The organism is Pseudomonas sp. MT3, from assembly GCF_054720805.1.
The window spans coordinates 31,602-49,265 of record NZ_JBTVPY010000004.1 but is presented as its reverse complement, the minus strand read 5'-3'; the positions used below and the strand labels follow the sequence as shown (position 1 = coordinate 49,265).

General features: G+C 65.7%; 18 protein-coding genes. 4 read left to right on the top strand and 14 right to left on the bottom strand.

Annotated elements, in window-relative coordinates; translation table 11 throughout:
* Positions 1-2: 2 nt before the first annotated feature.
* The 10 genes from ACYCAX_RS05370 to ACYCAX_RS05325 form a co-directional block, all read right to left on the bottom strand.
* Positions 3-1,085, bottom strand: a complete 1,083-nt coding sequence (locus ACYCAX_RS05370; RefSeq protein WP_041712513.1) for a flagellar basal body P-ring protein FlgI — start codon at positions 1,083-1,085, stop codon at positions 3-5.
* Between the two features lie 95 nt (positions 1,086-1,180).
* The gene (gene flgH, locus ACYCAX_RS05365; RefSeq protein ID WP_015476502.1) at positions 1,181-1,873 is read right to left on the bottom strand and encodes a flagellar basal body L-ring protein FlgH; all 693 of its coding nucleotides are present in this window, start codon (positions 1,871-1,873) and stop codon (positions 1,181-1,183) included.
* Positions 1,874-1,934: 61 nt separating this feature from the next.
* Positions 1,935-2,720, bottom strand: a complete 786-nt coding sequence (flgG, locus tag ACYCAX_RS05360) for a flagellar basal-body rod protein FlgG (RefSeq protein WP_015476501.1) — start codon at positions 2,718-2,720, stop codon at positions 1,935-1,937.
* 46 nt (positions 2,721-2,766) lie between these two features.
* A complete protein-coding gene (locus tag ACYCAX_RS05355; RefSeq protein WP_460247540.1) occupies positions 2,767-3,522 on the bottom strand; it encodes a flagellar basal body rod protein FlgF in 756 nt (251 codons plus the stop codon).
* A gap of 330 nt (positions 3,523-3,852) precedes the next feature.
* A complete protein-coding gene (locus ACYCAX_RS05350) occupies positions 3,853-5,367 on the bottom strand; it encodes a flagellar hook protein FlgE (RefSeq protein WP_015476499.1) in 1,515 nt (504 codons plus the stop codon).
* Between the two features lie 162 nt (positions 5,368-5,529).
* Positions 5,530-6,222: a flagellar hook assembly protein FlgD gene (gene flgD, locus ACYCAX_RS05345; protein ID WP_015476498.1), complete on the bottom strand. Its 693-nt coding sequence runs from the start codon at positions 6,220-6,222 to the stop codon at positions 5,530-5,532.
* Between the two features lie 16 nt (positions 6,223-6,238).
* The gene (gene flgC / locus ACYCAX_RS05340) at positions 6,239-6,682 is read right to left on the bottom strand and encodes a flagellar basal body rod protein FlgC (RefSeq protein ID WP_460247539.1); all 444 of its coding nucleotides are present in this window, start codon (positions 6,680-6,682) and stop codon (positions 6,239-6,241) included.
* 5 nt (positions 6,683-6,687) lie between these two features.
* A complete protein-coding gene (flgB, locus tag ACYCAX_RS05335; RefSeq protein ID WP_015476496.1) occupies positions 6,688-7,095 on the bottom strand; it encodes a flagellar basal body rod protein FlgB in 408 nt (135 codons plus the stop codon).
* Between the two features lie 307 nt (positions 7,096-7,402).
* Complete coding sequence (gene cheR / locus ACYCAX_RS05330; protein WP_015476495.1) at positions 7,403-8,224, bottom strand: protein-glutamate O-methyltransferase CheR; 822 nt, start codon at positions 8,222-8,224, stop codon at positions 7,403-7,405.
* A 128-nt stretch (positions 8,225-8,352) separates the two neighbouring features.
* Positions 8,353-9,291, bottom strand: a complete 939-nt coding sequence (locus ACYCAX_RS05325) for a chemotaxis protein CheV (protein WP_015476494.1) — start codon at positions 9,289-9,291, stop codon at positions 8,353-8,355.
* 118 nt (positions 9,292-9,409) lie between these two features.
* Here ACYCAX_RS05325 and flgA point away from each other — a divergent pair, with 118 nt between their 5' ends.
* From flgA to ACYCAX_RS05305, 4 genes are all read left to right on the top strand, one after another.
* On the top strand, positions 9,410-10,117 hold the full coding sequence (gene flgA, locus ACYCAX_RS05320) for a flagellar basal body P-ring formation chaperone FlgA (RefSeq protein ID WP_015476493.1): 708 nt from the start codon (positions 9,410-9,412) through the stop codon (positions 10,115-10,117).
* Between the two features lie 132 nt (positions 10,118-10,249).
* Positions 10,250-10,564: a flagellar biosynthesis anti-sigma factor FlgM gene (flgM, locus tag ACYCAX_RS05315; protein WP_460247538.1), complete on the top strand. Its 315-nt coding sequence runs from the start codon at positions 10,250-10,252 to the stop codon at positions 10,562-10,564.
* 48 nt (positions 10,565-10,612) lie between these two features.
* On the top strand, positions 10,613-11,074 hold the full coding sequence (locus tag ACYCAX_RS05310; protein WP_015476491.1) for a flagella synthesis protein FlgN: 462 nt from the start codon (positions 10,613-10,615) through the stop codon (positions 11,072-11,074).
* Between the two features lie 98 nt (positions 11,075-11,172).
* Positions 11,173-11,922 carry a flagellar brake protein gene (locus ACYCAX_RS05305; protein WP_460247537.1) on the top strand — a complete coding sequence of 250 codons (750 nt, stop codon included), beginning with the start codon at positions 11,173-11,175 and terminating at the stop codon, positions 11,920-11,922.
* A gap of 50 nt (positions 11,923-11,972) precedes the next feature.
* On the opposite strand, the gene ACYCAX_RS05300 is transcribed toward ACYCAX_RS05305, so the two are convergent.
* From ACYCAX_RS05300 to ACYCAX_RS05285, 4 genes are all read right to left on the bottom strand, one after another.
* A complete protein-coding gene (locus ACYCAX_RS05300; RefSeq protein WP_015476489.1) occupies positions 11,973-13,307 on the bottom strand; it encodes an MFS transporter in 1,335 nt (444 codons plus the stop codon).
* 260 nt (positions 13,308-13,567) lie between these two features.
* Complete coding sequence (locus tag ACYCAX_RS05295) at positions 13,568-14,806, bottom strand: glutamine synthetase family protein (RefSeq protein WP_460247643.1); 1,239 nt, start codon at positions 14,804-14,806, stop codon at positions 13,568-13,570.
* 459 nt (positions 14,807-15,265) lie between these two features.
* Positions 15,266-16,288 carry a transporter gene (locus ACYCAX_RS05290; protein ID WP_460247536.1) on the bottom strand — a complete coding sequence of 341 codons (1,023 nt, stop codon included), beginning with the start codon at positions 16,286-16,288 and terminating at the stop codon, positions 15,266-15,268.
* A gap of 162 nt (positions 16,289-16,450) precedes the next feature.
* Complete coding sequence (locus ACYCAX_RS05285) at positions 16,451-17,581, bottom strand: TIGR03364 family FAD-dependent oxidoreductase (protein WP_460247535.1); 1,131 nt, start codon at positions 17,579-17,581, stop codon at positions 16,451-16,453.
* Positions 17,582-17,664 lie beyond the last annotated feature (83 nt).

The following is a 17,664-nucleotide window of genomic DNA, read 5'->3' as shown; positions in this document are numbered from 1 at the left end:
CCTCAGATCACGATCAGGTCGGCTTGCAGCGCGCCGGCCTGTTTCAGGGCTTCGAGGATCGCCATCAGGTCGCTGGGCGCGGCGCCCACCTGGTTAACGGCGCGGACGATTTCATCCAGCGTGGTGCCCGGGCCGAACTTGAACATCGGCTTGGCTTCCTGGTCGGCGTTCACCCGCGAGCGCGGCACCACGGCGGTCTGGCCGTTGGAGAAGGGGCCGGGCTGGCTGACGATGGGGTCTTCGGTAATGGTCACGGTGAGGCTGCCGTGGGTCACGGCGGCCGGCGACACGCGCACGTTCTGGCCGATCACGATGGTGCCGGTGCGCGAGTTGATGATGACCTTGGCCACGGCTTCGCCGGCCTGCACGTCGAGGTTTTCCAGGACCGACATGTAGTCCACGCGCTGGTTAGGGTCCAGCGGCGCGCTGACGCGAACCGAGCCGCCGTCGATGGCCTGGGCCACGCCCGGGCCGAGCAGGTCGTTGATGCGGTCGACGATGTGCTTGGCGGTGGTGAAGTCCGGGCGGTTGAGGTTCAGGGTCAGGCTGTTGCCCTGGTCGAAGCCGCTGGGCACCGCGCGTTCCACGATGGCGCCCGCCGGGATGCGGCCGGCCGACGGCACGTTGACGGTGATCTTCGAGCCGTCGCGGCCTTCGGCGTCGAAGCCGCCGACCACCAGGTTACCCTGGGCCACGGCGTAGGTCTGGCCGTCGATGCCCTTGAGCTGGGTCATCAGCAGGCTGCCGCCGCGCAGGCTCTTGGCGTTGCCGATGGAGGACACGGTGATGTCGATGGCCTGGCCCGGCTTGGCGAAGGGCGGCAGGTCGGCGTGCACGGACACCGCCGCGACGTTCTTGAGCTGCACGTTGCCGACGTTGGCCGGCACCTTGATGCCGAACTGCGCCAGCATGTTGTTGAAGGTCTGCAGGGTGAACGGCGTCTGGGTGGTCTGGTCGCCGCTGCCGTTGAGGCCCACCACCAGGCCGTAGCCGATCAGCTGGTTGTTGCGTACGCCCTGGATGCTGGCGATGTCCTTGAGCCGCTCGGCATGGGCGGCCGGCACGGCCAGCAGCGCACAGAGCATCAGGAAGATGTAGGAGCGAGCTTGCTCGCGAACACCTTTGGCAGAGAATTTCGCGAGCAAGCTCGCTCCTACGATGAGCATGACATTCACCCTGTTCAGAACGGGAACAGCGGGCTGAGGAAGAAGCGATCGAACCAGCCCGGCTGGCTCGCATCGGCGAACGCACCGGTGCCCGAGTAGGTGATGCGCGCATCGGCCACGCGAGTGGACGGCACGGTGTTGTCGGTGGCGATGTCGTCGGCGCGGATGAGCCCTGCGATGCGCACCAGCTCGTTGCCGGTGTTCAGGGTCATCCACTTCTCGCCGCGCACGGCGAGGATGCCGTTGGGCATGACGTCGGCCACGGTGACGGTCACCGAGCCGGTCAGGCTGTTGCTCTGCCCGGCCTGGCTGTCGCCCTTGGCATCGCGGGAGCCGCCGTACTCGGCGCTCAGGCTGAGGTCGCCGCCGCCGATGGGGTTGTTGGTGGTCAGGCCGCTGCCGAACATCGAGGTCAGGCCGAGCTTGGTGTTGCTGTCCTTGGAGATGTCCGAGTTGGCTTTCTTGCTGGCCTGGGTCTTCTCGTTGAGGGTGATGGTGATGATGTCACCCACGCGGAAGGCCTTGCGGTCGCCATAGAGGTTGTTGTCGAAACCGGCCTGGTAGATCGAACCGTTGTTCTGCGCGGCGGGCACCGGGGTACGCGGCAGCACGGGGGCGTAATAGGGGTCGTCCGGTTTCGGCGGAGGACTGACGCACCCGGCCAGCGCGGCGATGGCCAGCAGCGGAAGAAGGTGGGAACGGTTCATTTACAGCTACCTCTCGGGGAGAGCGATTACGACTCACGGGAGCCTGGGGCTCCGTCATTCACTACAAGTTCTGGGTGACGAAGGAGAGCATCTGGTCGGCGGTGGAGATCACCTTGGAGTTCATCTCGTAGGCGCGCTGGGTGGTGATCATGTTCACCAGTTCCTCGACCACGTTGACGTTGGAGTTTTCCAGGGTGTTCTGCTGCACGGTGCCCAGGCCGTTCAGCCCCGGCGTGCCGACCTGCGGCGCGCCGCTGGAGCCGGTCTCCAGGAACAGGTTGTTGCCGATCGCCTGCAGGCCGGCCGGGTTGATGAAGTCGGCGGTCTGGATGTTGCCGATGATCTGCGGCTGCGGGTTGGCGTTGGTGGTCACCGAGACGGTGCCGTCCTGGCCGACGGTGAAGGTCTGGGTCTCGTTCGGCACCACCACGGCCGGCTCCAGCGCGTAGCCGTTGGCGGTGACGATCTGGCCGTCGGAGTCCAGGTGGAAGCTGCCGTCGCGGGTGTAGCCGACGGTGCCGTCCGGCATCAGGACCTGGAAGAAGCCGCGGCCGTTGACCGCCATGTCCAGCGGCTGGTCGGTGGTCTGCAGGCTGCCTTCGGTAAAGTTCTTCTGGGTGCCGACGATGCGCACGCCGGTGCCCAGTTGCAGGCCCGACGGCAGTTGGCTGTCCTGGGTGGAATTGGCGCCCGGCTGACGTTTGATCTGGTACAGCAGGTCCTGGAACTCCGCGCGGTCGCGCTTGAAGCCCGTGGTCGAAACGTTCGCCAGGTTGTTGGAAATGGTGGTCAGGTTCATGTCCTGGGCCGAAAGACCCGTCTTGCTGACCCACAGTGCCGGAAGCATCGTCGTTCTCCTCGGGCGCCGGATTCATGGCGCCTCGATCAGGTGATTAGCTGAATTGCAAAACCCGCGCCATCGCTGCCGAATCGTCTTCGGCAGTGCGCATCATCTTTACGTGGAGCTCGAACTGGCGGGACAGCGAGAGGATCGAGGTCATCTCTTCCACCGCGTTGACGTTGCTCGCTTCGAGGAAGCCCGACTCGATCGTGGCGTTGGCGTTGGCGTCGGCCTGCGGCGCCGGCTGGCCCGGCTGCTGCTTGACCCGCACCAGGCCGTCGAGGCCCTTCTCCAGTTGCCTGGGATCCGGGGTGACCAGCTTGATGCGGTCCACCTCGGCCACCACGCTGGGGTTGTCGCCCAGGCCACGGATGCTGATGGTGCCGTCTTCGCCGATGTCGATCTTTTCCTGCGGCGGCACGGCGATCGGCCCGCCATTGCCGATCACCGGCAAACCGTCGCCGGTGCGCAGTTGGCCGAGGGCGTCGATTTCCAGGCTGCCGGTGCGCACATAGGCTTCACTGCCGTCGGGCGCCTGCACGGCGATCCAGGCGTCGCCCCTGGCGGCGACATCGAGGTCGCGACCGGTTTCCTGCAGGCTGCCGGCGGAGAAGTCGGTGGCCGGGCGCTCGCTCATGGCGTAGACCCGCGACGGGAAACTGTCGCCGAACACCTGCATCGAACGCGCCTGCTCGAAGTCGCGGCGGAAGCCGTTGGTGGAAATGTTCGCCAGGTTGTTGGCGTGAGCGCGCATGGCCAGGGTGTTCTGGCTCGCCCCGCTCATCGACACGTACAGCATCTTGTCCATCGAATCCTCCAGGCCCGCGTCGATTGCCGCTCGCGGGCGTTTGAAGGCTATTCAGCAAGGGACGTGCCAGAACTGGATATCGAGTCCAAGAGATTGATTTACAAGTGCTTTTAAAAAGAAAAGGCTCCCGAAGGAGCCTTTCGAAGCCGGCGGCGGCGATGCCCTGCCGCCACCGGCAAGGGGACTTGCCGCTCTCTGCAGGATGGCGCCGAGCGAAGCGGTACCCAGCGCGGCGGATAACGTTGTGTTCCTACGAAAAGCATTGCGGACGAAGTCCACTCTACAGTTGAACGTCGGCGCAGGTGGCCAGTTGCAGGAGCGAGCAGGGCCTTAGCGCAGGTTGATGATGGTCTGGGTGACCGCATCCTCGGTCTGGATGGTCTTGGCGTTGGCCTGGTAGTTGCGCTGGGCGACGATCAGGTCCACCAGTTCGTTGGACAGGTCGACGTTGGACGCCTCCAGCGCACCGGACTGCAACGCGCCAAGGGTGCCCGAACGCGGGGTGCCGATCACCGGCTCGCCGGACTCCGAGGACTGCACCCAGGAGGTCTTGCCGATCGGGTTCAGGCCCTGGACGTTGGCGAAGTTCGCCAGCACCACCTGGCCCTGCACCTTGGACTGGCCGTTGGTGTAACGGGCGAAGATGTTGCCCTGGTCGTCGATTTCCAGGCCCGATAGCTGGCCGGTGGTGTAGCCGTCCTGGTTGACGCTGTTCACCGCGAAGGCCGTGGCGTACTGGGTGGACTTGCGCACGTCCAGGGTGATGCCACCCGTGTTCGGGGTGGCGCCGTTGGCGTTCCAGGTCGGCGGGGTCTTGCCGTCGGAGATCGCCGGGATCCAGTCCCCCAGCACCAGGGTGCCGTCGCCATTTGGGTTCGGGGTGAAGCCATCGCCCGTGAGGTTGTTCACCGGCGTCTGGGTCAGCAACTGGCCGGCCGCGCTGAAGGTCAGGTTGACCTGGTACGGGCTGCTGCCCATGCCGTTGACCGCGGCCAGCACGCTGGCGGCGGTGGCGCCCGGAGCATTGGCCGCTGCGGTGGCGGCGGCGACGGCAGCCGCCGAGGCACCGGCGGCAGGGTCGCTGACCGCCGCAAGAACGCTCGCCGCATCGGCCCCCGTCGCACCCGCCGCATTGGTCGCAGCGGTGATGGCGGCGGTATCGTCGGTCGGATTGCCCGGGTTGCGGCCGTCAACCAGCACGTTCATGGTCCAGTCGTTGGGACCGGTCTTGGTGAAGTACTGGGTCAGCACATGGGCATTGCCCTGGCTGTCGTAGACGTTCACCGAGGTCGAGGAGTTGTAGGTGGTCGGGTCGTTGGCGTTGAACGGGGTGACCGTCGGCGTGGTGTTGGTGGAGTTCAGGTTGAAGGTCTGGGCGATCTGGCTGGTGGCCTTCGGCGCCTGGTTGCCGGTTTCGATGCGCAGGTCTCCGACCACGCCGTTCTGCAACTGGCCCTGGCCGTTCACCGGGTAGCCCTGCAGGCGGTAGCCGTTGTTGTCGACCACATAGCCGTTCTTGTCGGTACCGAAGTAGCCGGCACGGGTGTAGCTGATCGCGCCGTTGTTGCTGGTGACGAAGAAGCCGTTGCCGTTGATGGCCATGTCCAGCGCGTTCTGCGTGGAATCGATGGTGCCCTGGTTGAACAGCTGCGAGACGTTGGACAGCAGCACGCCGCTGCCGACCGGGTTGCTGCCGGAGCCCAGCACGGAGGCGGCATAGACATCGGAGAACTCCGAACGTGACTGCTTGAAGCCGACGGTGCTGGCGTTGGCGATGTTGTTGCCGGTGGTGTTCAGGTCACTGGAGGCGGCCTTGATGCCGCTGAGTCCGATATTGAAAGACATCTCTAATCTCCTTGTCGGTATCGCCGACGCGAATCTGTTCAGGAGCCTCTGCGCGTCGGCTGGGCGGTGTTGGAAGCGGGCTCGGACGGCTCATTTGCAAACCGCGTCCTCGTCCACTTCAGCCTTGCCCAGCGCCAGCTCGATGGCTCCTGGTCTGGTCCGTTACTGGCCGATGATCTGCACTTTGGACAGGCCGATGCTGCCCAGCCCGGCGAGGTTCAGCGTCAGCTCGCCGCCGTTCTGCCCGAGGGTCACGCTGTCGACGTTGGCCGGCAGGAAGGTGGTCAGGCCGTAGGTCTGGCCTTCGTAGTTGGTCTGCGCCTCGAACTTGTAGCGTCCCGGCGGCATGAGATTGCCGCTCGAATCCTTGCCGTCCCACATGAAGTTGACGTTGCCGGCGGTCTGCTGGCCCATCTCGATGCGGTTCACCAGGGTGCCCTTGTCGTCATAGATGTTGACCCAGCTGTTGGCCGTGGAAACCGGCAGGGTGTAGGTGCCCTTGAAGGTTTCGGCGGTGTCGACCATCGACTTGTCGGTCGGCACGATGACCTTGCGCCCCACCAGCGACGAGGCCTGCAGGGCCTGGGACGACTGGTAGTTGGAGAGGATGCTGTCCATGCTGCTGTTCAGCGACTGGATGCCTTCCACGGTACTGAACTGCGCCAGCTGGGCGATGAACTCGCCGTTTTCCTGCGGCGACATCGGGTCCTGGTTGTTCATCTGCGCGACCAGCAGCTTGAGGAACTCATCCTTGCCGAGGTTGTTCTTGCCGGTCGTGCCCTTGCTGTCGTTCTGGATCGAGTACTGGTCCAGAACCGAGCCGGTGCCATTGATGCTGCTGTTGTCGATGCTCATCGTGCTTCCTCAGCGCTTACTGACCCAGGGTCAGGACCTTCTGCATCATCTGCTTGGCGGTGTTCATCATTTCCGCGTTGGTCTGGAACGCGCGGCTGGCGGAGATCATGTCGGCCATCTCCTCCACCACGTTGACGTTGGGGTAGTAGACGTAGCCATCCTTGTCGGCGGCCGGGTGGTTGGGCTCGTAGCGCGGGATCAGCGAGCTCTTGTCCTCGACCACGCCCAGCACCTGCACGCCGGTGCCGGCCTGGTCGGTCTCGCCGAACAGCGAACCCTGGTCGCCGCCCCAGGCCTGCTGGAACAGGGTGGCAAACACCGGGTGGCGGGCACGGTAGGTCTGGTCGACGCTGGAGGAGACGGTCTCAGCGTTGGCGATGTTCGACGCGGTGGTGTTCAGACGGGTGGTCTGGGCACTCATGCCGGTACCGGCGATGTTGAAGACACTGGCGAGCGACATGGCGATTACTCCCCGCGCAGGGCGTTCATCAGCCCTTTGAACTTGTTGTTGAGGAAGGTGAAGGAGGCCTGGAACTGCACGGAGTTCTCCGCGTAGTTGGACTGTTCGATCTGTTCATCGACGGTGTTCTGGTCGATCGACGGCTGGGTCGGGTTGCGGTACTTCAGCGACTCGTCGCCCATGCCGAAACCCTCGGCGGCGATGTGGTGCGCGTTGGTCCGGGTGGCGTTGAAGGTACCGTTCTTGAGCTTGTCGGACTGGGCCGCCAGCACCGAGGCGAAATCCAGGTCGCGCGCCTTGTAGTTCGGCGTGTCGGCGTTGGCCAGGTTGTTGGCCAGGACTTCAGCGCGCTGGGAGCGGAAGCTCAGCGCTTGCTGGTGGATGCCGAGGGCTTTGTCGAAGCTGATGCTCATGGTCGCGAACCTGTTTGCCGGTGTGGGCTTGCCAACACTTCAGCAAGGTGCGTGCCAGATTTACATATCCTTTAATATCAATGGCTTGAGTGCATATCGAGAGCGGCAAGGGGCGGCAAACAGCGGCAAGCGGCAACCGGTTTCCTTGCCGCCGGGAGCAAGGCGGCAAGCGCGCCGCCCTTCTGCACCGCTGCCGCTTCTGGTTGCCTTTCGTAGGGGCGGAGCGACGCAGAAACACCGACCAAGACGGCGGATAACGCTTGAAACGTCATTCATCCTGAAAAACCATCAAGCCCCCGCCCCCCCATCACTTGGCCTTGTAGATGATCCCCGGACTGCACTGGACCATCTGGTAATGGTCCGGCAACGCATTGAGCGCTTCCGACGCACCGAGGAACAGGTACCCGCCCGGCTTCAACGTGGCATGGATGCGCAGCAGGATGTCGCGCTTCATCTCCGCCGAGAAATAGATCAGCACATTGCGGCAGAACACCATGTCGAACTTGCCCAGCGTGGCATAGCTGTCCAGCAGGTTCAGCGCGCGAAACTCCACGCGGCTCCTGATCGCCGGCTTGACCGTCCAGCGCCCCGGCGTCTTCTGGTCGAAGTAGCGGGCCAGGCGCTCCTGCGACAGGCCGCGGCCGATGGCCAGGCTGTCGTACTCGCCGGCGCGGCAGGCAGTGAGCATGGAGCCGGAAAGATCGGTGGCGACGATCTGCACGCCGGCCTTGAGCTGGCCGAGGTTGGTGCGCTCGAATTCGTCGATGGACATCGACAGCGAATAGGGTTCCTGTCCCGAGGAGCAGGCCGCCGACCAGATGCGCAGGCGCTGGCCGGGGCTGGCCTTGATCATCTCCGGCAGCACCCGGCTTTTCAGCACGTCGAAGGGATAGGTATCGCGAAACCACAGGGTCTCGTTAGTGGTCATGGCGTCCACCACCTGCTCGCGCAACTGGCTGCGGCCCTGGACCTTCTGCACCAGTTCCCCGAGGGACTTGATGCCCTGCTGCTCCATCAACTTGTTCAAGCGGCTGGCGACCAGATACTGCTTGTTGGCGCCCAGAAGGATGCCGCAGGTCTTCTCCAGGAAATCCCGGAACAGCTCGAAATCAGCATTGGTGGATGTCACAGATACGCCTCTTTACTCATGGACGGTTGCCGTCGACACGGCGGCAACTGCCTGACCGGTGTTCAAAAACCATAGCCGAAGACCGGGGGGCGGCACCGGCGCCGCCCCATTGACCCGCACGGGCCTACTCAGGCCGCCGTGCCGTCCACCGCCTTGATCCGGTCCGCCACGCGGGCGGCCAGGTCGTCGGGACGGAACTTGGCGAGGAAGTCGTCAGCGCCGACCTTCTTCACCATCGCCTGGTTGAACACCCCGGACAGCGAAGTATGCAGGAGAATATGCACATCCTGCATGCGCGGGTCGTGACGGATTTCCGCGGTCAGGGTGTAGCCATCCATTTCCGGCATCTCGATGTCCGAGATCACCATCAGCAGCTCGCTGCCCGGATGCCCGCCCGCCTCCACCATCTGCCGCAGGTAGTCCAGCGCCTGGCGGCCATCGCCCAGCGCCAGCACCTCGACGCCGACGGTCTCCAGGCAGCGCACCAGTTGCTTGCGCGCCACCGAGGAATCGTCCACCACCAGCACGCGCTTGCTCACCGCGCGGGCCTGGGTGTCGGCATCCAGCACGCCCTCGGAGATGTCTTCCGGGGTTGGCGCCACCTCGGCGAGGATCTTCTCCACGTCGATGATTTCCACCAGCTGGTTATCGACTCGCGTCACCGCCGTCAGGTAGTGGTCGCGGCCGGTGCCCTTGGGCGGCGGGTGGATCGACTCCCAGTTCATGTTGACGATGCGCTCCACCGAGTGCACCAGGAAGCCCTGCACCTTGGTGTTGTACTCGGTGATGATCACGAAGCTGTTGCCGATGTCCCGCAGGGCGTGACGCCCCGTGGCCAGCGCCAGATCGAGGATCGGAATGGTGCCGCCACGGATGTTCGCCACCCCGCGCACCACCTGGCTGGACTTGGGCATCACGGTCAGGCGCGGGCACTGCAGTACCTCTTTCACCTTGAACACATTGATCCCGTACAACTGGCTGCCGTTCAGCCGGAACAGCAGCAGCTCGAGACGATTCTGGCCGACCAGCTGCGTCCGCTGGTTGACTGAATCCATGACTCCGGCCATTGAGCCTCCCCTGCACGCAACGCCGCCCGACCCCGTCAGGCGGCACGACCATTGCTTAACCCGTTGCATGAAACAGGCAACGACATTTTTCCGACAGTTCCGAAGCGCGCGCGACCTCATGGCCGCCCTGCTCGGTGTATGTGCCGCACTGGCCGCCGGCCCCACGAGGGCCGGCGGCTTCACCGCGCCTGAAATCCTTATCGGCTCCACCCAGGGCTTTCTTGAGTTCAAAGTGGAAGATTATCTGCGGACCAGCGGAATCGACGCGCGCTATGAAATCGAAGTGGCGCGCATCGACCCCCGCCTGCGCCTGGTGCAATGCGACAAGGACTTGACGCAGGCCCTGGAAAGCCCGGCCCAGCCGGTCGGCCGCGTCACCGTACGGGTGCGCTGCGACGGCAGTTCGCCGTGGACGGTATTCGTACCGGCCACGGTGAAGCTGTTCCGCCAGGTGGTCGTCACCACCCTTCCGCTCAAGCGCGACCACGTCATCGAAGCCGCCGACATCTCGATGGTGGAGCGCGACGTCGGCCCGCTGACCCAGGGCTACCTGACCGACCCCGAGCGGGTGATCGGCTTCAAGCTCCGGCGCCCGGCAATGATCGACCAGGTGCTCGCACCGGTCTTCCTGGAACAGGCCGAGGCGATCCGCAAGGGCGACCAGGTGGTGATCCGCGCCCGCACCAGCGCCATCCACGTGATGATGCCCGGCGAAGCCCTCTCCGACGGCGTGCCCGGCCAACAGATCCGCGTGCGCAACCTGCGTTCGCAGCGTATCGTCAAGGCGCGCGTGGTGGAGCCCGGAGCCGTCGAAGTCAACCTGTAGTGCGCCGAGTCTGGCATGATGGGCGCAGCCTTCACTAAACTGTGCTCGGGTGCGCAAAAAATCGGCCTAAAGTTTTCCGCCTGCCGGCCGAAAAGCTTGGCAAGCGTCCAAATACCTCCAGAGGTTTCCAACATGGTTATCGACTTCAACCGGCTGAACCCGGCCTCTACGCCAGCCACCGCTGGCCGTAGCGGTGCTGCGCAGAACGGTCGCAGCGAAGCCCCGGCCGAGCCCGCCACCGCCAACGCTCCGCCCAAGAGCGGCGAATCGGTACAGCTCAGCGATACCGCCCAGCAGTTGCAGAAAGTCAGCGATCAACTGAAGGACCAGCCCGTGGTCGACAAGGAAAAGGTGGCCCGCATCAAGCAGGCGATCGCCGATGGCAGCTATCAGGTCGACAGCCAGAAAGTCGCCAGCAAGCTGCTCGATTTCGAGTCCCAGCGCTGACGCCTGCGTCGCGCTGGGTAACCCGCTAGCCCGAGTGCCGAGCCCAAGATGTCCGATGCCCTGCTTTCCCTGATCGACGGCGACATCGACGCAGCCCGTCAGTTGCTGCAGTTGATCGATGACGAGTACCAGGCGCTGCAAGCGCGCGATCTGGCGCAGCTGCAACAGCTGCTCGAACGCAAGGTGCCGTTGATGCAGCAGCTCGAACGCAATGGCCGCGAGCGCGCCACCGCGCTGCAGCAAGCGGGTGTCAGCGTGGATCGCCAGGGACTGACGCAACTCGCCGAGCGCAGCGGCAACGCCGAACTGCTGGCGCGTGGCGATGAGCTGGGCGCGCTGCTCGAACGATGCCAGGACGCCAGCCAGCGCAACGGCCGGATCATCCGCGCCGGCCAGGCCAGCACCGGCCGCCTGCTCGACATTCTGCGCGGGCAGGACACTCCCAATCTCTACGACCGTCGCGGCAGCTCGACTCAGGGCAGCCGACAGCGTCCGCTCAGCCAGGCCTGAGCACTGGCCTGGCGGCCGGCCTTTGGGCACAATGCCATCATCGGCATATCCCATGCCCTATCCATAACAAACACAATCAAGATGGAGATCCGCGGACCGTGGCCAACCTGTTTGTCGAGGAAAACGGCCCTCAACCACCGAAGCGGCTCAAGGCCCCGGTGGAGATCCATGCCAGCCTGCGGATGCTCATGGACAGCCACGATCCCCTGGTGATCACCTTCGACGACCGCAACCAGCGCTTCCAGAGCTTCGTCGTCGCGGTCAACCGCGAGCGCAACCTGATCGCCCTGGACGAACTCATCCCCAACGACGGCGAGCGCTTCCTGCAGAACGGCGAAGCGTTCCGCATCGAAGCCTTCCACGAGGGCGTGCGCATCGCCTGGGAATGCCGGCAGAACGCCTATTTCGCCGAGATCGACGGCGCCCGCTGCTACTGGCTGCCCGTGCCGGACGAAGTGCTCTACCACCAGCGCCGCAATGCCTTCCGCGCCAGCGTCAGCCAGGGCCAGCCGGTGGCGGTGGAAATCGCCGGCGAAAAGCTCAAGGCCCCGATCAAGGGCAACCTGATCGACATCTCCGCCACCGGCTGCAAGATTCGCCTGGACGGCAACGCCAGCGACCGCCTGCAACCGGGACAGGTCTACGAGCGCTTCACCGCCCGCCTGCCCTTCGGCGCCATCACCCTGGAAGTGGAACTGCGCCACGTGCACTTCGAGGAAAAGGTCGGCGTCAGCTTCGCCGGCCTGCGCTTCCTGCAGGTCAGCGGCCTGGTCCAGCGCAACATCGAGCGCTTCGTCTACCAGTTGCAGCGCGAAGCCCGGCGCTTCGAGAAGGACGAGCTGTTCTGACCCGCACCTGACGCCGGGCGGCAAGCGTTTGCCGCCCTCCTCACGGCCCCTCAGGCGGGCCGGCTTTCCTCTTCGGCTTCCGGCGCCGACACGCTGCTGTCGTTGCCCTTCATCTGCTCCTCCACCGCCGCTTCATCGACCCGCGGATCGAGTGCGGCGGACAGCGGCGAGGACGCCAGGCTGTCCGGCGTGGCCACGTGCTTGACCGGCGCCTCGTCGACCCGGTGCACGCCGCTGACCTTCTCCGGCTGCACGCGCCAGATCAGGATCAGCGAACAGGCGCTGACGAAGGCATACAGCATGTTCGCACCGAACACCTTCATCAGCGCACCGGCCGCCAGCGGCCCGATGCAGGCGCCGACACCGAAGGTCACCAGCAGCATCGCCGTCAATGACACGCGGCGATCGCCCTCGACGTGGTCGTTGGAGAACGCCACCGCCAGCGGATAGAGGGTGAACTGCACCAGGCAGACCAGGAACCCCATCGGCAGCAGCAGCGCCAGGGACAACGACATCTCCGGCAGCGGCAACATCGGCAGCAGCGCCAGCGGCAAGGCGAACAGCAGCAGCAGGATCGCCGCATTGCGGATCAGCACGGCGCGGTCGTAGCGGTCAGACAGCCAGCCCAGCGGCCACTGCACCAGCAGGCCGGCGAAGATGCAGCCGCCCATGAACAGGCCGACCTGCTCGTTGGAAAGGCCCTGCCGCGTGGCGTACAGGGGGGCCAGGCCGTAGAAGGAACCGATCACCAGCCCGGACACCAGCACCGTGGTCAGCGACTGCGGCACACGCTGGATGAAGAAACGCGGCTCCAGCGGCGCCGGGCGCAGCGGCGCGGGGTGAACCTTGTGGGTGATAGCCACCGGCACCAGCGACAGGGCGAAGCTCAGCGCGATCATCATCGGCAGTTCCTGGCCCAGGGTCGGATGCACCACCAGCACCAGTTGGCCAGCCACCAGGCCGAGGTAGGACGCCACCATGTAGCCGGCGAACACCGCGCCGCGCTGGCGCGCCTCCGCCTGCTCGTTGAGCCAGCTTTCGATGACCATGTACTGGCACATCATCCCCAGGCCGATCAGCGTCCGCAGCACCAGCCAGCCCGACAGCCAGGGCAGCAGGCCGATGCCCAGCACCGCCGCGGTGACCACCCCGCCGCAGGCGACATAGGCGCGGATGTGGCCGACGCGGGCGATCAGCCGGTGGCCGATCTTGCCGCCCAGCACCAGCCCCAGGTAATAGGCCGCCATCATGGCGCCCACCCACAGCCCATCCACCTTCGCCTCCGCCAGGCGCAGGGCGAGGTAGGTACTGAGCAGGCCGGAGCCGGTCAACAACATCACGGTGGCGAAATAGAGTGCGCGGAAGGCGGTGAAAATCCGGTGCATCGGACCTCCTGGTCCAGAACGGCCCCGAGCGCGGCTGGCGGCGCCCGGACAGCGGAAAGCGGGACGTGCGATGACACCTTAGAGCGTGCCGGAGGGCGCGTCGAGAGCCCTGCCGGGCGTGGAACAGAGGGGGTCGCGAAGCGTGTTGCGGAGCATCCTGGAGGATGGCGGCGGGATGCGCGAGGATGCTGGAGAAATGCCCGCCGATCGCAGCCGCACCAGTGTTTCGGCGCGACTGTGTCGGCGTGCCCGCGCAGCGGTCAGGCCTGGGCGGCCAGCACGCGGCGCTCCCACGGGGTGATCTCGTCGAAGAAGCTGGTCAGCTCCATCGACTTGGTCGCCACGTAGCCGTCGATGAACTCGTTGCCGAACGCCTCGCGGGCCAGCTCGCTGCGCTTCAGGCGCTGCAGGGCGTCGTACATCGTGCAGGGCAGCAACAGTTCCTCGGGGACCTCGAACTCGCCCTGGATCGCCTCGGTCGGCTCCAGTTCGCGCTCGATGCCGTGCAGGCCGGCCGCCAGGCTGGCGGCGATGGCCAGGTAGGGGTTGGCGTCGGCGCCCGGCAGGCGGTTTTCCACGCGGCGGGCCACCGGCGCGCTGGCCGGAATGCGCAGGCCGGCGGCGCGGTTGTCGTGGGACCAGCAGGCGTTGTTCGGCGACGCGTACGGGTGGCACAGGCGCTGGAAGGAGTTCACGTTCGGCGCGAACAGCAGGGTGAAGTCCGCCAGGCACGCCTGCTGACCGCCGATGAAGTGACGGAACGCCGGCGTCGCCTCGCCGTTGGCATCGGTGAAGATGTTGCGCCCTTCGCCGTCGACGATGCTCTGGTGGATGTGCATCGAGCTACCCGGCGTGTGCGCCAGCGGCTTGGCCATGCAGACCACGATCAGCCCGTGCTTGAGCGCCACTTCCTTGAGCAGATGCTTGAACAGGAAAGTCTGGTCGGCCAGCAGCACCGGGTCGCCATGCAGGAAGTTGATCTCGAACTGGGTAGTACCCATCTCATGCATGAAGGTGTCGCGTTCCAGCCCCACCGCTGCCATGCAGCGGTAGACGTCCTGGAAGAACGGGCGCAGGCCGTTGTTGGAAGACACGCTGAAGGCCGAGTGGCCGATCTCGCGGCGACCGTCGAGGCCCACCGGCGCCTGGAAGGCTTCGCTGGCGTCGGGATTGGGCGCGAAGACGAAGAACTCCAGCTCGGTCGCCACCACCGGGCTCCAGCCACGCTCGGCATAGCGCGCCAGCACTCGCTTGAGCAGGCCGCGGGTGGACAGACCGGAGGGCTGGCCGTCGAGTTCCACCGCGTCGCAGATGGCGAAGGCGCGTGGCTCGTCGCTCCAGGGCAGACGGTGGATCTGGGTCGGCTCGGCGACCAGGGCGAGGTCGCCGTCATCGCTGCCATAGAATTTCGCCGGCGGGTAGCCGCCCATGATGCACTGCAACAGGACGCCACGCGCCAGTTGCAGGCGGCGGCCGGTGAGGAAACCTTCCCCGGTCATCACCTTGCCACGCGGCACCCCGTTGAGGTCGGGGGTGACGCACTCGATCTCTTCGACTCCAGCCAGACGCTCGGCGAGCAGGCTGCGCAGATCGCTACTCATGACTTCTTATCCTTGTAATACGAGGCCGCGCACGGTGCGTGGCCTGTACAAAATACGCACCACTCGTTCGATATTTCAAGCAGCGAGGAGAAGGAAGTTTCCGTACAAGCGGACGTCGTCCGCGATGCTCTTCTGTCGGCTTGGCGGCCGAATCGCGGACAGCGTCCGCTCCTGCAGGAAAGGCCATACCGTCCGCGCCTACGGGACCCGCACCACCGTATGAGCGCGCCTTGCGCGCGATTCGCAGGCATGGCCCGCTTACAGGAAGATCCGCCAATGGGTCAGCCCGACCTTGTAGGAGCGAGCTTGCTCGCGAACCCGAGGGGCATTCCCCTCGACAGAAGAGCTGCCGGGCGCTCAGTAATCATCCCGCTTGCGAAACGCCCAGCGTCCCGCCAGGCCGGTGAAGCTGGCCACCAGCACCACCAGGATCCAGAACCCCTCCGGATCGCCGGAAAACGGAATACCGCCGACGTTCATGCCGAAGAAGCCGGCGATGATGTTGATCGGCAACGCCAGCACCGTGACCACGGTGAGGGTGAACAGCGTGCGGTTGCTCTGCTCGTTGATCTTCGCGGCGATCTCTTCCTGCAGCAGCTTGATGCGTTCGCCCAGCGCGGTGAGGTCGTTGATCACCAGGGAAAACTCTTCGGTGGCCTCGCGCAGCACCCGCACGTCGTCGTCCTTCAACCACTCCGGCGGACGGTTGAGCAGGCGCATCAGCGCGCCCGGCTCCAGCGCCAGCAGGCGTTGCAGGCGTACCAGCACACGGCGCATGGCACCCAGGTCGGCGCGGCTGGTCGAGAGGCGCGAGGACAACAGCTGGTCCTCGATGCGATCGACGCTGGTGCTGGTCTCGCGGACGATGCGGGTGAGGATCTCAGCCTGGTCGCGCAGCAGATGGATCAGCAACTCCAGCGGCGAGTGGAAGCACTCGCCGTGCTTAACCGAGGAACGCAGGGTATCCACCGAGCGCAGCGGCTGGGCGCGGGCGGTGACCAGCAGGCGGCCGCGGGCGCACACCCACAAGGTGGAGACGTCCGAGGACATGCGACTGCCGAAGTCGAACACCACATCGTTGACCACCGCCAGCAACGCGCCATCCACATGCTCGATGCGGGTCGAACGCGAGCCTTCGCGCAGGGTTTCGAAGAAGTAGTCCGGCAGCTCCAGGTACGACTTCATCCAGCGCTCGCAAGCCGCGTGCGCCAGGTTCAGGTGCAGCCAGAGAAACTCGTCCGCCGCGCGCGGCTCCCGCAGGCGCTGCAGCGCGGTGGACGAATCGATTTCCAGGCCAGGCTGGCCGGGACGGAAGCTGAAGCCATAGAGCAGGCCGAACAGGTCGGAATCCTGATGGCTCTGGACGATGCTGTGGTTCATGGGACTCCGCTGCGGACGTATGTCCAACCTTGTAGGAGCGAGCTTGCTCGCGAACCCGCACGGCACGGACTGTTCGCGAGCAAGCTCGCTCCTACGAAGAGCAGATCACACCCGCCCCTTGGTGTTATCAGATGCCCATGAAAGTCAGGTGACAGCTACATGTCAGCCAAACAGGGCCGCGACGGTCCGCTCGCCCAGCTCCGGCCCGACGCTCATGCCCACGCCCGTATGCATCAACACCGCAGTGACCCCGTCCGCCGCCTGCAGCACCGAGAACGGACCCGGCCCGCGCGAGCCATAGACGCCCTGCCAGCGCTCGACCACCTCCACGCGCATGCCCAGGGTGTCCTCGGCCAGCGCCAGCATCAGCGTGTCCACAGCCTCTGCATTGAACGGCGCGGCATCGCTACCGTAATGATGCGAGTCGCCGATGATCAGCTCGCCATAAGGCGTCGGGCTGATCAGCAGGTGGATGCCCTGCGCTTCCAGCTCCGGCGTCTCGCGGCGAATCTGCCCCCGGATCGCTTCAGCTTCCGGCAGGTCGGCGAAGGCGCCGTAGTGCACGCAGCTCAGCCCGGTGAGCAGCGCATGACCCAGGCCGAAGTCGAACTGCGGACGCGCCCGCAGCATCTGCAGGCGGCACACCTGCGGCTCCAGTGGCGCGATGGCCTCGGCCAGCAGCGTCTGGTAGTCGTGGCCGGAGCAGACGATCACCTGCCCGGCGGTGAAGGTGCCCGCCGTGGTGCGCAGCACGCCGGTATCGACGTCGCGGACCAGGGTGGAGAAATGGAACCGCACGCCCAGTTCGCGGCGCAGGTATTCGATCAGCGTCGGCAGTGCCTCGCGGGAGTACAGCTGCTGGTCGTCGAAGCCGTGCAGCGCCGCGCGGTGATGGCGGAAGTGGCCCTGGTAGAGGTCGTTCAGCGCACTGCCGCGCAGCAGCTCGACCTTGTACTCCTGCTCCTTCGCGCGGCCAGCGCAGAAGGCTTCCAGCAGCGCTTCTTCGGCCTCGGTGCGGGCGAACAGCAGCGAGCCGTTGCGGCGCAGGGAGAACCCGGCCCGCTCGGCCCAGTGCGCCCAGATCGACCGGCTGGCCCGCGCCAGGTCCGACATCACGCCCGGCGGCTGGCCGGTGACCAGCGCCTGGCCGAAGTTGCGCACCGAGGCGCCCAGGGGCGTGGCGGAGCGCTCGAAGACGCGCACGCAGAGGCCGCGGCGGGCGGCGGCGTAGGCGTGGGAAAGGCCGAGGATGCCGGCGCCGACGATGGCGACGTCGCAGTGGGTCTGGCTCATGGAGGAATCCTTCTTGCGAGGTGCCCGTCGCGCCTGCCGCACGGATGGCGGCAGGCGCGAGGGTTCAACGATGTGGCCGCGCC

What these genes read in the sequence shown, in the direction of transcription:
- ACYCAX_RS05370 (WP_041712513.1), bottom strand. Translation starts at nt 1,085, where the DNA reads ATGCTCTGTGCGCTGCTGGCCGTGCCGGCCGCCCATGCCGAGCGGCTC.
- flgH (WP_015476502.1), bottom strand. Translation starts at nt 1,873, where the DNA reads ATGAACCGTTCCCACCTTCTTCCGCTGCTGGCCATCGCCGCGCTGGCC.
- flgG (WP_015476501.1), bottom strand. Translation starts at nt 2,720, where the DNA reads ATGCTTCCGGCACTGTGGGTCAGCAAGACGGGTCTTTCGGCCCAGGAC.
- ACYCAX_RS05355 (WP_460247540.1), bottom strand. Translation starts at nt 3,522, where the DNA reads ATGGACAAGATGCTGTACGTGTCGATGAGCGGGGCGAGCCAGAACACC.
- ACYCAX_RS05350 (WP_015476499.1), bottom strand. Translation starts at nt 5,367, where the DNA reads ATGTCTTTCAATATCGGACTCAGCGGCATCAAGGCCGCCTCCAGTGAC.
- flgD (WP_015476498.1), bottom strand. Translation starts at nt 6,222, where the DNA reads ATGAGCATCGACAACAGCAGCATCAATGGCACCGGCTCGGTTCTGGAC.
- flgC (WP_460247539.1), bottom strand. Translation starts at nt 6,682, where the DNA reads ATGTCGCTCGCCAGTGTCTTCAACATCGCCGGTACCGGCATGAGTGCC.
- flgB (WP_015476496.1), bottom strand. Translation starts at nt 7,095, where the DNA reads ATGAGCATCAGCTTCGACAAAGCCCTCGGCATCCACCAGCAAGCGCTG.
- ACYCAX_RS05325 (WP_015476494.1), bottom strand. Translation starts at nt 9,291, where the DNA reads ATGGCCGGAGTCATGGATTCAGTCAACCAGCGGACGCAGCTGGTCGGC.
- flgA (WP_015476493.1), top strand. Translation starts at nt 9,410, where the DNA reads ATGGCCGCCCTGCTCGGTGTATGTGCCGCACTGGCCGCCGGCCCCACG.
- flgM (WP_460247538.1), top strand. Translation starts at nt 10,250, where the DNA reads ATGGTTATCGACTTCAACCGGCTGAACCCGGCCTCTACGCCAGCCACC.
- ACYCAX_RS05310 (WP_015476491.1), top strand. Translation starts at nt 10,613, where the DNA reads ATGTCCGATGCCCTGCTTTCCCTGATCGACGGCGACATCGACGCAGCC.
- ACYCAX_RS05300 (WP_015476489.1), bottom strand. Translation starts at nt 13,307, where the DNA reads ATGCACCGGATTTTCACCGCCTTCCGCGCACTCTATTTCGCCACCGTG.
- ACYCAX_RS05295 (WP_460247643.1), bottom strand. Translation starts at nt 14,806, where the DNA reads ATGACCGGGGAAGGTTTCCTCACCGGCCGCCGCCTGCAACTGGCGCGT.
- ACYCAX_RS05290 (WP_460247536.1), bottom strand. Translation starts at nt 16,288, where the DNA reads ATGAACCACAGCATCGTCCAGAGCCATCAGGATTCCGACCTGTTCGGC.
- ACYCAX_RS05285 (WP_460247535.1), bottom strand. Translation starts at nt 17,581, where the DNA reads ATGAGCCAGACCCACTGCGACGTCGCCATCGTCGGCGCCGGCATCCTC.